Source organism: Chitinophaga sancti, from assembly GCF_034087045.1.
Lineage (GTDB): Bacteria > Bacteroidota > Bacteroidia > Chitinophagales > Chitinophagaceae > Chitinophaga > Chitinophaga sancti_B.
This window is the reverse complement of the sequence record NZ_CP139247.1, coordinates 4479059-4492709: the sequence shown is the minus strand read 5'-3', so window position 1 is coordinate 4492709 and position 13651 is coordinate 4479059. Positions and strand designations below refer to the sequence as shown.

General features: G+C 41.8%; 10 protein-coding genes. 3 read left to right on the top strand and 7 right to left on the bottom strand.

What is annotated here, in order from left to right; genetic code table 11:
• Positions 1-6: 6 nt before the first annotated feature.
• The 3 genes from SIO70_RS18285 to SIO70_RS18275 all read right to left on the bottom strand — a co-directional run bounded on the left by SIO70_RS18285 (position 7) and on the right by SIO70_RS18275 (position 4985).
• Entirely contained in the window at positions 7-2406 is a 2400-nt protein-coding gene (locus SIO70_RS18285) for a polysaccharide biosynthesis tyrosine autokinase (protein ID WP_320573035.1), read from the bottom strand.
• An 18-nt stretch (positions 2407-2424) separates the two neighbouring features.
• Entirely contained in the window at positions 2425-3261 is an 837-nt protein-coding gene (locus SIO70_RS18280) for a polysaccharide biosynthesis/export family protein (protein WP_320573032.1), read from the bottom strand.
• Between the two features lie 74 nt (positions 3262-3335).
• Positions 3336-4985, bottom strand: coding sequence for a nucleoside-diphosphate sugar epimerase/dehydratase (locus SIO70_RS18275; RefSeq protein ID WP_320573030.1), 1650 nt, complete (start codon positions 4983-4985; stop codon positions 3336-3338).
• Positions 4986-6805: 1820 nt separating this feature from the next.
• On the opposite strand from SIO70_RS18275, the gene SIO70_RS18270 reads away from it, so the two are divergent.
• Entirely contained in the window at positions 6806-7822 is a 1017-nt protein-coding gene (locus tag SIO70_RS18270; RefSeq protein WP_320573029.1) for a GntR family transcriptional regulator, read from the top strand.
• 12 nt (positions 7823-7834) lie between these two features.
• Here SIO70_RS18270 and SIO70_RS18265 read toward each other — a convergent pair whose 3' ends face one another.
• The gene (locus SIO70_RS18265) at positions 7835-8440 is read right to left on the bottom strand and encodes an FMN-binding negative transcriptional regulator (protein WP_320573027.1); all 606 of its coding nucleotides are present in this window, start codon (positions 8438-8440) and stop codon (positions 7835-7837) included.
• Positions 8441-8528: 88 nt separating this feature from the next.
• Between SIO70_RS18265 and SIO70_RS18260 the strand changes: the two genes are divergently transcribed.
• Positions 8529-9089: a Crp/Fnr family transcriptional regulator gene (locus tag SIO70_RS18260; protein ID WP_320573025.1), complete on the top strand. Its 561-nt coding sequence runs from the start codon at positions 8529-8531 to the stop codon at positions 9087-9089.
• A gap of 74 nt (positions 9090-9163) precedes the next feature.
• Positions 9164-9490: a multidrug efflux SMR transporter gene (locus SIO70_RS18255; RefSeq protein WP_320573023.1), complete on the top strand. Its 327-nt coding sequence runs from the start codon at positions 9164-9166 to the stop codon at positions 9488-9490.
• A gap of 19 nt (positions 9491-9509) precedes the next feature.
• Here SIO70_RS18255 and SIO70_RS18250 read toward each other — a convergent pair whose 3' ends face one another.
• The 3 genes from SIO70_RS18250 to SIO70_RS18240 all read right to left on the bottom strand — a co-directional run bounded on the left by SIO70_RS18250 (position 9510) and on the right by SIO70_RS18240 (position 13641).
• Entirely contained in the window at positions 9510-10010 is a 501-nt protein-coding gene (locus SIO70_RS18250; protein WP_320573021.1) for a GNAT family N-acetyltransferase, read from the bottom strand.
• 11 nt (positions 10011-10021) lie between these two features.
• Positions 10022-10453 carry a MarR family winged helix-turn-helix transcriptional regulator gene (locus SIO70_RS18245; protein ID WP_320573019.1) on the bottom strand — a complete coding sequence of 144 codons (432 nt, stop codon included), beginning with the start codon at positions 10451-10453 and terminating at the stop codon, positions 10022-10024.
• 260 nt (positions 10454-10713) lie between these two features.
• Positions 10714-13641, bottom strand: coding sequence for a DNA polymerase III subunit alpha (locus SIO70_RS18240; RefSeq protein ID WP_320573017.1), 2928 nt, complete (start codon positions 13639-13641; stop codon positions 10714-10716).
• Between the last annotated feature and the right edge of the window lie 10 nt (positions 13642-13651).

Here is a 13651-nt window from a genome sequence, read left to right as displayed (position 1 = left end):
TTTTATTTATTTCCTGATTTTTTTTGTCAGTTTAGATAATAATGGTCTTTCCGTTTCAGACACGTTGTAGCCATAGCCATAACCATATCCGTAACCGTAACCATAACCGTTTCTATCACCTTTACGCACATCATTCACCACGATGTTCAGTTTCGGCATTTTGTGCTGCTGGTACAGGTCATTTACGATCTGCAGCTGTTGCTTGAAGGTATAGTTCTGTCGTACGACATAGATAGTCGCATCTGCATATCTTGCCAGCAACTGCGCATCTGTCACCAGACCGATTGGTGCAGTATCAATGATCACATAGTCAAATTCCTGACGTAATCTTTCAAACAGTTGAACTACCTTTTCCTGGAGTAACAACTCGGCTGGATTAGGTGGAATAGGACCCGAACTAATCACGAAACAGTTATCATTAAAGCCGGAAGGTTGGATCAGCTCTTCATAGCTGGTCTTACCAATTATATAAGTACTAAACCCGGAGAAGTTTTTCAATCCCAGGTAGGTGGAAATTTTGGGCTTTCTTAAATCAAGTTCCATCAGCACCACTTTCTTACCAGAGATGGATAATACAGCGGCCAGGTTGGTAGCGATAAGCGATTTACCTTCACCACTCATACTGGAAGTCATAAGGATCACCTTGTCTGTAGCACCGGAAAGTACGAACTGGAGGTTGGTACGTGCTGCGCGGAACTGTTCTGCCAATGGGGTTACAGAATCACGTTGTACAATCACCATTTCACCACCTTCGAAGTGACCGATCTCAGAAAGGATCGGAACTGCTGTACTACCAGTGATATCTGCCTTGCGCGTGATACGGGTACTGAGCGATTCTTTCAGGTAGATGATCAGAGAAGGGAATACCAGGCCCAGTAAAAATCCGATCAGGTACACGAGTGAACGTTTAGGTCTGAATGGACGGGCTACTGTTTTCGCATGGTCAATCACCCTGGCAGTAGCCATGTTGGATGACTTGGAAATGGCAGTCTCTTCACGCTTCTGTAAGAGGAACAGGTATAATTCCTGTTTGATGGATTGCTGTCTGGAATAGTCGAGGAAGATACGTTCCTGTGCAGGCACTTTCCTGATTTTCTGAGACAGGTCGCCTGAATGGGTTTGTAATGACTGAATGCTTACTTCAATACTTTTTCTAACAGAAGCTACGTTCGCTGAAAGGTCCTGACGTAAACCTGCCAGTTGGTTATCGATATTTTTGACCAGCGGGTTAGACTCAGTGCTGGACAGCAATTGTCTTTCCCTTTCCAGTTGCAGCATATTGTAGCGTTCAATGATGCCGGCAAAGGTAGGATCTTCTACTACCAGCGCTGATGGCACTACTCTTTTACTGTTTTTACCGTCGTTCAGGTACTCTTCCAGTGATTTAACCACGCTCAGTTTTACCTGGAGGTCGGTCAGCTGTTTGAGGAAATCCCCTGTACCGGATACTAGCAATTTAGATTGTTCGGTCAGGTCAGTCAGTTCGTTGCTCTGCTTGAAATTCTGAATTTCTTTTTCCACGCCGCTCAACTCCTGCCCGACTATCACCAATCTGTTATCAATGAATGCAATAGTACTATCTGCTATTCTGTTCTTATCGTCTATACTGGCCTTCAGGTACTCGTCGATAAAACGGTTAAGGATGGTTTCTCCTTTCACCGGGACTTTGGTATCCAGTTTCAGGTCAATGGTGCTCACCTGTTTATTGGGGATAGACACGTCGATCATGCGCTGGTAGTCTTCCACAGCCTGATCTAAAGATGTCATATCTATTGTATAGGTACCTTCAAATGCATAGTTGACATTTCTCCTCATTACCAGGTCACCTTCATTCAGGTGCATAGTATCTCCCCAGGCAGCAGTAATGGTATTACTGGATTTGCCAGGTGTAAGGGAAAATTTTGTTACGTCAGCTACTGGTTTGATGGTATATTTGACAGCGCGAAGGGAATCTTTCAGGTGTACCCAGGTCATATAGAACGGGGAGTTGCCATACAGTTCACTACGTTTAATATGACCTTCGGCGGTAATGCTGGTATAGAGTTGCAGGTCCTGCACTACACGCTGCATAAGGGAACGGGACTTCAGGATCTCTACTTCATTATCTACGTTGCTCTTGCTGGAGAAAAGCTGTAGTTCCTGAAAAAGCTCTTTACCGGGTATATCCCCTCCTTTCTTATCGTCCTGGATCAGGATCTTGGCCTGCACTTTATATTCTGGTGTCGTATAGCGGATATACACCCACGACATTGCAATACAGATGACCAGGAAGATGAAAAAAAGGTACCAGTTAGAAATGAATTTGTCAATAAGCTTTCTTAGATCCACGCCGTTCTCACTGCTCTCTTCATTAATACCTGTAGAGGGAATAGGATTTGGCTGAAAATTGTTCCCGTTATGATGCATATAAAAAAAATAGAAAATTTATAAATTGATCCTGGATATAATAACCACCAGCAGCGTCAACACAGAAGTAAGAATGGTAATTCTGCGTACCTGTCTGGAATCAGTGGCTGCAACCCTTGATTTGCTGGGTTCCACATATACCACGTCGCCCTGACGAAGGTAAAAATACGGAGACTGGAAGGTATTACTGTTATTCAGATCAAAACGAATAAATTCTTTTTTGTTATTATTATCCCTGATCAGCAGCACATTTTCTCTTTTCCCGTAGATGGTCAGGTCCCCGGCCATACCGATGGCATCCAGGAGGGTAATTTTTTCATTGGGCATTACATACGTGGAGGGCTTAGCAACCTCACCAAGAACAGTCACTTTAAAGTTAGCAAATCGAACAGTAACCACAGGTTCTTTATAAAATTCAGCAGCTTTTATGCTTATTTCATCCCTTACCTGGTCGGTCGTTTTTCCAACCACCGATACTTTTCCCAGCATGGGCAGGATCACATAACCATTTTTATCAACGAGGTAACCACTTACATTACCAGGGGAAACGGCGGAATTATTCACTGAGGCTTGCGCACTGCTGCCAGTAGGCCACGACTGCTGATTGAGCATAGCAGTTGCAGAAGGGTCGAGTGTCTGAATATTCACCTGCAAGATATCATCGGGCTGGATTACCGGGGTTACATAACCTGCCTGTTCAATCGATCTCCACTTTACTGAATCTGCAACATCATTAAAGTAAGTAATGTTTTTAGTAGTAGTACATGAGCTGATGATCGCAAATAACAAAAAAGTCATCGCATACAGGCATACACTAATTCCAGTTTTTTGGTGCCCGGTTGTAGAAATCCTCATTATATATAATATATTTAATAGCAAATGACCGGACACAGCAAAATTCTTGCCGATCAAGTTTTTCAGTATTATTGTCAGATTTTTATTTTGTCTTTGTCTAGCTGTTCATATGCTGAATTCTTGCTAATAAATTCAGGCACCAGTTGTTTCATGAGTACTACTGTGGGCGTAACATAATGCTTGTTCGCACTTGCAATCAGTTCTTCAATTCGTTGATTTACTTCTATAAAATCATATTCCCTCACCTTAGCGATCATGATTTTCTCATGGTAAGTGCTCACGGTATTCTCAGAATTATTAAGTAGTTCTTCGTAGAGTTTTTCTCCGGGACGAAGTCCTGTATACACAATCTGTACATCCTTGCCAGGTTCGCGACCGCTCATGAGGATCATTTTTCTGGCCAGGTGGGCAATTTTAACAGGCTGTCCCATGTCAAACACAAAGATCTCGCCGCCCTGCCCCATTGCTCCGGCTTCCAGCACCAACTGGCAAGCTTCGGGGATGGTCATAAAATAGCGGGTAATTTCAGGGTGTGTTACAGTTAGTGGTCCTCCTTTCTCTAATTGCTGTTTGAAGCGAGGAATAACACTTCCGTTCGAGCCTAATACATTTCCGAATCTGGTGGTAATGAATCGGGTAGGCGGATGACCGTATACAGGGCCTGTTTTCTTGTAATGTTTGTGCATGTGATGGTTGAAAGACTGGGTAAAGATCTCGGCAATCCTTTTGGATGCCCCCATCACATTGGTTGGATTGACAGCTTTATCGGTCGAAACGGTTACGAATTTCTCTACGCCAAAGTCAACAGACAGTTCGGCGAGGATTTTCGTACCCAGTACATTGTTAATAACAGCTACAGAAGGGTTCTTTTCCATCATGGGCACGTGCTTATAGGCAGCAGCGTGATATACCATGGAGGGTTCGTATACCTCAAATAATTGTTGCATACGATTTCTATCGCAGACGTTTGCAATAAAAGGTACAATAGCCACATTTGAAACCTGATCCTGCAATTCAAGTTCAAGTTCATGCAGTGGGGATTCGGCTTTATCGCAAAGGATCAATACAGAAGGATTCAGTTTTACGAGTTGTCTTACAAGTTCGCTACCGATAGAGCCGGCAGCACCTGTAACGAGGATGGATTTCCCCTTTGCTTCTATCTGTACCTGAGCGTTATTAATATTTATAACGGAACGGTCCAGCAAGTCTTCAATACGGATGTCCTGCAATTTGGAGGGGTTCCAGCCAGAACTGATCCATTTATTGATAGGTAAAACTTTCTGTACTTTAATATTAAGAGAGAGACAATGGTCGACGAGGTTATTTAATAATTGAGTATCGATGGCTTCTTCAACTATAAGGAGTAACTTCACCCCCTCCTGGGTAGCTAGTTTCTCAAGGGAAGCGCGGCTAGTACCAAAGATAGGTAAACCTTCCAATCGTTTTCCCGCCCGTGTGAGTTTATCATCAAGAAAACCACAGATCCGGATATTGCCAGCAGCATCTTCACTGATTGCTTTGCGTACCATCAAACCGGAGTATCCGGCATTATAAATAACGGCTTTGGTTTTATGAATTGAACCATAGCGTGCATAGTAGTGAAACGCCCATTTTATGATTAATCTATAAGAAAGTAATGCGGAAATACTAATAAAGAAGTTTATAAGAATAACAGATAATGGGATCATAGTTCCAGTGCCAAAGTGCACGGATGCGTAGTTCACAGATAAATAAATTATACTCCCCAAAATCCCCATACCAGATATTCTACCAATATCGGACATACTAGTATAACGAACAATACCCGTATATGTACGAAAAATCATCGACGTTAACAGATTCGTACATACAACTACTGCCATTATATCCTTAATAGAATAGTGGCTAAAATCTTCGAGGTTAAAATTGAGCCTTAGCAAATATGCAAGGTTCATAGCAACAATAGAACACCCGAGGTCTAATAATAATATCAGCCAGGACGGGGTTATCCAAGATCTCTTAGTCATCGAATTAATTAGATAAGGTTAAAACTGTATCAGTGATTCATAATTATTCCAATCGTTATTACTGACCCTTATAACTTGTTTATGTCATTTGAGATAAACAGCATGCAAATAAATACATAATATTAGCTTTTGCATAAAGAATAAGTAATTATGATCAGATGTTTTTTTATTTCATACATCACGCTCAATATATATTTAAATCAGTTGCAAACCATTAAAAACCAACAATAAATACATGCCGCTCAGTCCGAAAGGATTACTAGAGGCCCCGCTGAATAATTGCTGCGAAAAAGGAGTGGAAAAGCCTTCTAACGTCAACTGTTTTGCAGGTGTGTACCGTATCATGGCTGCATGGTTTTGGAGACGAATATTTCAATACAGAAACACTTCTTTATCAAAAAGAATGCCATATAATATTAATTAACAACACTTTAATACTTATTCATCAGACCCTACTATTGGAAGCAACTTAATCTATAAAAAAATACGTATTTATACGTATCACATTCCAATCGGCCTCACTTGGCAACTCACTACCAACCTAACACAAAGTGAATGCTTCAAAAGGTTGCAATTAAAATTATGATATTAGTGTGTCAAAACATTCGCCTAAATTGAATATATATGTTTGGAGATTAAATAAACTCTAAAGAAAGTTGCTTAGAATAGATTCCCATTCACCACAATTATCAGGAGTTAGATTAATCAATCAAACAATATACCAATTCAAGTAATTAGTATATAGTCTTTCCAGATTGAATAACAATTTTTATAGAAGATTGTTTTCATAAAAGCTGAAAATAATTTATTAAAGCAGCAATATATTCAATATATTCACCATGTTAACAATCAAAGTTTTGGGGGCGCATTTTAGGAGATGGGAAAAGTCATTCCCTATGCCATACATATGATTTCTTGAAACATTTGTAACAAATATATCTTCTAAGTGGAAATACCCCCAATAAATATTTAACGATAAAACCTCTTGGAACTCTGTCTTCCAGAATTCCCCCTTTACATCTGGGACAACGATGTACTTTTTTGGTAGCAGCACTTTCGGGAACTGCTGCTTGATGATTCTGATTCATAGTTTAATTAGTAAGTTGTGTACATATAACCCTGGTGGTTATTGGTAAAAACGACGGCATCCGCTCTACCGATAGCCTTCACTTCAGATGGTTAAAATTTTTTAAGGAGGGAAAGTAGTTGTAGTGATCATGTGCTTGTACACCAAAATTAATACTATCGTTGGTAAAAAAGCAATAATGATTTGTTAATAGGTAGTTTCCACCTATTGCAGTATCAATTACGGCTACATATGAACGAAAATGCATGCATAAGGATCAAAAATTAATGGCCAGAAGTGTGTATTGCCTGTTTGTCCAATCGATCTATTCAACTGGACCAGTATAACATTACTAGAACAATAATTTTGCAAAATATGTTCACCAGCATATATAAATTAATTAACCATATTATAGTTTTGCCGCACACGTATATATATGCAACATGAGGGAAGTTTTTAGTATTTTGGGGGTATGAAAGGGCTGAAACTTGATACCAGTAGCAAAATTCCCGTTTATCAGCAGATTGTACATTCCATTATGGCAGCCGTGAGAGATGGCATATTGAAACGCGACCAGCAAATTCCATCTATTAATGAATTAAGTGAAGAATACCTGTTATCTCGTGGAACTGTGGAGAAGGCGTACAATGAACTGAGGGATAAGAAAGTAATTATATCAGTAAAAGGTAAAGGGTATTTTATAAATCGGACCGATGTTACCACTCCTTTACGGGTACTACTCTTATTTAATAAAATCAGCAACTATAAAAAACAATTATATAATGCATTTGTACATGCATTAGGAAATAATGTATTTGTAGACCTCCATATTCATCATCACAGTGTGACTTTGTTCGAGAACCTGATGAACAACCGGATCGGTGACTACGACTATTATGTGATCATGCCGCATTTTTATGAGCAGCCGGAAAAGGTACTGGAGATTATACAGCGGGTACCGGCAGATCAACTGATATTATTAGATAAGGACCTGCCCGGGTTGAAGGGGAAGTACGGTATTGTATATCAAAATTTTGAGAAGGATATATATGCTTCATTGACAGATGCTTTACCTCAATTAAAGAAGTATAACAGGTTGGTGTATGTGAATCCTGGTATGACACCTTACCCCGAGGAAATTAAAATGGGGTTCCAGTATTTCTGCAGGATGAATGATTTTAATTATTCGGTGATAGAAGGTGTCGAGTTAGATACCCCGGTCGTAAAAGGACAGGCATATGTGATTATTGAGGAAACGGACCTGGTCAATCTGGTGAAAATTTGCCGCAATCAGGGATTGTCAATCGGAAAGGATGTTGGGATTGTTAGTTACAATGAGACGCTTTTAAAAGAAATATTATTAGATGGTATAACAGTTATTTCCACTGACCATGATGAGATGGGCAAGGCGGCTGCGAAAATGATATCAGAAAAAAAGATGGAGGTGGTGAAGAATGAGTTCAGGCTCATCATGAGGGGAAGTTTGTAAGCCTGAACGCCCCTATGGATTTTCCATGTACTCTCCTAACTGAGTGACGGTACTATCTCCTGAATTTTTCAATGATTCAATGATTCTTTTTCTTTCTTCATCCGTTTTATTCTGACTGAGTTTCTTTTTGCCCTGTAGGGTCGTAACGACTATTTCAAAAGCGACAATGCCATTCGCCATTTTGTACCTGAATGTCTCCGACAGTTCATTCCACTGTGCCATATACCCCGGTTCATAATCCTTAATTGCTGCTTCCAGCATTGCCATGACGGTTTCCTTTTCATTAATAATATTTGCCTTTCCATAAGCATGCACAGATAAATAATTCCAGGTAGGAACCGACTGCAGACTATCATAGTTAGTGGGAGAAATATACGCATGCGGCTCAGAGAAAATAACTAAATTCTGTTGTGCCGTTATCGCCTGCCATTGTTTATTTGCCTTCGCAATATGTGCCGTAAGGATTAGCTGATCAGCTCTCATCTCTGCATGAAAAGGCAGGTGCGTGGCAACAGGTATGCCTTCTATATTCGTTATCATCGTTCCAAAGCTATACCGCTGAATGAAGGACAGGATTTCAGCAGGGCTATCCATGAGATTATCGTGTGGTATATACATAATGCAAAGGTGTAATTTTTTAGCCGATCAGCAGGGGGCCAGCGGGGAAATAAGTAATAGTCCAGAGAATATTTACTTTTGCATCATTATGACCTTAACTGAAATTATACATCGGATTTATCCAATGCCTCCGGAAGCGGTCGAAAAACTACTGGCTATTGCCGAAGTTGTGTCTTTCCCCAAATACCACCTGCTGTTCAGGGCAGATAAGATAGATCATAATTTGTATTTTATTAAGAAAGGTATTGTCCGGGCTTTTACAGAAAAAGAAGACACAAGCATTACCTTCTTTTTTGGTATGGAAGGCGATCCGGTGCTGTCTATGAAAAGCTATGTGAGTAAGGAGAAGAGCTATGAAGATATCGAATTACTGGAAGATAGTGAATTGTATCATTTTGATGGTGCCTTACTGGAAACACTCTATCTTCAGGACATTCATATTGCCAACTGGGGAAGAAAACTGGCGGAGATTGAACTGGCCAGAACGGAGGTAAGACTGATAGCCAGGCAGTTCAGAACAGCAGCCGAAAGGTATGCAGATCTAATGCAGGATACCCCGGAACTGCTCAGAAGAGTATCATTGGGACACATTGCATCTTATCTTGGAATTACACAGGTGAGTTTGAGCAGGATAAGGACGAAACAGTAGATTGTACCTGTTAATTGTCCTCTTTTTATCATTTGTATAAAATATTCTCCTTCTCTCTTCAGACCTTTGCGACCATGAATTGGATAATATTAGTTCTGGCGGGGTTATTAGAAACAGCCTTTACTTTTTGCTTAGGGAAAGCCCAGGCAGCCAATGGGTCTACTGCTTATAGCTGGTATACAGCGCTGGTGATAGCCATGGCTTTCAGTCTTGGGTTGCTGATGAAAGCCGCACAGACCATTCCTATCGGCACAGCCTATACAGTATGGACAGGGATTGGTACAGTATGTACGGTTTTAGTAGGGATCTTTGTATTCAAAGATCCGGTGAATACCTGGAGGATTGTATTTATTACTTTACTGATTGGTTCTATTATTGGATTGAAAGTCGTGGGAGAATGATCCTTTTCAGGATCATTCTTTATAATGCCATATCAAATCTTAACTCTGTGAGGGGCTTGTCAAAAGCAGTCGAAAACTTCTCTTCTGTTTGTTTAAACCCAAATCTCGTATACAAAGAAATTGCCGTTGCCTGTTCGGTGGTCGTCCACAAATAAATTTTCTTACACCCTGACGCTCTTGCGTAATTCATAAATTCCGCCATGAGATACTTGCCTAATCCAATCCCTCTGTACTCCGGCAGGAATATAAAATACCTGAATTGAATATCACTGTTTCTATGAAACCCAATCAGGGAACCTATTATTTTCCCCTCATGCTCACAAATCCAGACTTTATCTTTTGTAGGATCATATTGATGAGCAAACTCTCCCAAACCATCCAGCACATATCCTTCAAAATTAATTCCATACCCCATTTCCTTTGCATACAGTATCGCATGCATGTAGGCCAAAAACCCCAGGTCTCCGGGCTGTAAGTCATTTCTGATGGTGATGTCGGCTAAACTAATTCCAGCATTCATGATTCTCCTGTTTATTGATTGTCTTGTAATATCGTTCTGATCGCCTGCATATGCGTCACCAGGTCCACTTGTTGCTGGGTATTCAGATGCGTTATCAATCCATTGATCTGGTCTTCTGTTGCCTTTGTCAGTTCTTCAAACAGCTTCTCCCCTTTTGTGGTTAGTGACAACACGGTAGCACGCCCATCCTGTTCTGAGGCCTTTCTGGTAATCAGACCGTCTTTTTCCAGTCTTTTTAGTATCCTGCTCAGATAGCTCTTATCTATATCCATAGCAGACATGATATGGGAAGCCTGGGCCTCGCCGGCTGTATGGATCTCGTACATTATATGGACTTCAGATAAAGAGTAAGCACTGTTGAGCAAATGCTTGTTTAACAGGCCTATAAGGTCTGTATAGAAACGGTTAAATGCGCGAATTTCCTGGATGGTTTTGGTAGACATTGTAGGGTAAAGATAATACATTTAGTGGACTTTGTCCACTAAAATAAGAAAAAAAGCCTTTTAATAATGAGATCATCAGTCCTTTCGGGTATCTGACTATACCAACGCTTCGATATAACTTCGATACAACTTCGTCACTAAAAGGTCACTTCAATATCCAAAGGATATACAAGTGCCCTTTTGGTGACCTTTTGGTAACGAAATGGTGACGAAGTTGTATCGAAGTTATATCGAACCCTAACCGGGGTTCTATTATATTATCACGCCTGCTTAATCCCCACCTTTCCCATCTCATCCACCATCACACTATACACCCCAAACTCCTCTATCACCTTTCCTTTCAACCTATAAAACCCTCTCCCCTGAAACGGGTATCGCCGTGCCGCTTCCGGGAAATGTACGGTATCCAGCCACTCTCCTGCCGCATCCAGGAATGTACCGAAATGCATTAACTCCCGCTTTTCTCTCGTCACCGTCTCCTTTGTACATACCAGGTATCCCAATACGAGCACCTCGTGTCCTAATAAAGACGGTAAGGCCGCGGCCAGCGGGTACTTCGACAGATCATCATCCACCAGCTCAAATACATTCCCTATCGGAAACCCCATTAACTCCATCTCCTTTATCATATCTTCCCTTTGATTGTCCGGCAGCATGGGTAACTCAAACAATACCGGTTCTTCTGCAAACAACTTCTGCCGTCCCGGTACATGATCATCCATGTGCACCTGCAAGAAATTCCCTTCCCACAATAACTGCTTCTTTGTTCGCCCTGTAAAACGAAATGCGCCCACTTTTATGAGTAAGTTCAGTTGTTCTATCCCCACCTCTGTACGTTCTATAAAATCCTGCAAATGGAGATAAGGACCATTTTGTATGCGCTCTGCCAATAGTTTCTCTGCGAATTTTTGTTCGAGGTTCTGGATATGAATAAATCCTACGTACACCTTCCCATCTCTGATACCTGTGAGGTATTCGCTATTATTGACACAAGGCCCCTGTACATTGGCACCGGCTTTCTTTAACTGCTGAAAATATAACTCCCGTGAATAAAACCCGCCGAAGTTATTAATCACCGCTACCATGAATTCAATTGGATAATACGTTTTCAGGTACAGGCTCTGATAACTCTCCACCGCGAAACTCGCGGAGTGCGCCTTGCTAAATGAGTATCCGCCAAAACTTTCGATCTGTCTCCATACCTCCCTGGCAATCTTTTCAGGATGCCCCCGCTCCTCGCAGTTGCGAAAGAACTGCTCTTCCAGTCGCTTCATTTCCTTATTTCCTCTATACTTTCCACTCATCGCCCGCCGCAGGATATCCGCCTCTCCCATATCCAGACCGCCAAAAAAATGTGCGACCTTGATCACATCCTCCTGGTACACCATCACACCATAGGTCTCTGCCAGCAATTCTTCCATCACCGGATGCAGGTACTCAAACTTATCCGGGTTGTGAAACCGCCAGATATATTGCTGCATCATCCCGGAACTGCCTACCCCAGGCCGGATAATCGAAGATGCCGCCACCAGTGTGAGATAATCATCGCACCGCAACTTGCGCAATACCCCTCTCATGGAAGGACTCTCTATATAAAAACATCCAATCGTATCCGCACCACGAATCTGCGCGGCCAACTGCGAATCCTTTTTGAATTGCTCTACCTGGTGAATATCGATATCTACATGATGGTGCTCACGCACCAGTTCTATCGTGTCTTTGATATGCCCCAGTCCCCGCTGACTCAATATATCCAGCTTGAACAAGCCTACATTCTCTGCTACGAACATATCGATCTGTGTAGTGGGAAATCCCTTCGGTGGCATTTCCAATGCAGTATACTGCGTAATGGGCAATTCACTGATCAGCATCCCCCCGGGATGTATGCTTACATGATTCGGGAAATCTTTCATCAGATCGCCAAAGCGTATGATCTGTCTGTGATTGTTATCATTCGTATTGTACTCTCCTTTTGACAAGCGGTCTATCTCCGCTTTGGGCAGGCCATACACCTTTCCTAATTCACGGACGATCGCTCTGCGCTGGAAGGTGGTATGCATACCCAATAGCGCCACATGCTCTTTGCCATAACGCTTCAGGATGTAATCGATGATCTCATCCCTGTCTTTCCAGGAAAAGTCAATATCAAAATCAGGAGGAGAAGTACGGTACGGGTTGAGAAAACGTTCAAAATATAAATCCAGTTGTATCGGATCGACATCCGTGATCTGCAGACAATGAGCCACGATCGAATTGGCACCACTACCACGTCCTACATAAAAGAACCGCCGGTCTCTCGCATAGCGGAGCACATCCCAGGCAATGAGAAAGTAGGCATTAAATTTTAAGTCGTTGATAATTTTCAACTCTTTTAATACACGCTCCCGGGCTTTCTCATTCTTACTGCCGTAGCGATATTGCAGACCATCCATAGCCAATTTTTCCAGCAGGATACGATCATCTTCCCGGCTGGCAGTAAAGGCCTGTTTGTTTTTGTCAGCTTTAAAATCAATTTGTATGTCACAGGACTCCATAATCCGCAGCGTGTTCATCACGATCTGTGGGTATTGTTTAAACTGCTCCATGATGGTTGTCATTGGCATGAAATATTCATGTACGGCAGCTTTGTGTTTGTCTTCCTGTTTGCTCAGTACGATGTTTTTATCGATGGCGCGCAGCAGCCGGTGTACACTGTAAAAGGTACGGTCCTGAAAAGTAACGGGCTGCCTGACGACGAACTTTGTACTATATGTCCCTAAGTCCATCCCAAAGAGTTTATTGATTTCGGTAGGCTGTACACCGATCAGTTCATTGAGCGCTAACTTTGCCGGCGAAGCCATGCCGAGGGCATAGATCACCCATACGCTATCGTCCATGACAGGCTTTGCAGGGAAAGGCTTTTTTTCCTGCAGGTGTTCAGTCAAAAAACGGTTGATATGCAGGAAGCCTGTATTATTTTTTGCGAGCAATAAATAACAGAAATAATCACCGTTCCGGATTTCAGTGCCGGTTACAGGATGAATACCGGCATTGCGGCAATGCTGTACAAAGTCCCATGCATCGGCAGTGTTGTTGATATTGGTAATCGCCATACTGTTGGCGCCGGCATCGACGCCGGCGGCGACCAGTTCTTCTGTGGAGAAAGTACCGTATCGGTAGGAAAAAAATGTTTTACAGTTCAGATACATAAATAATTAC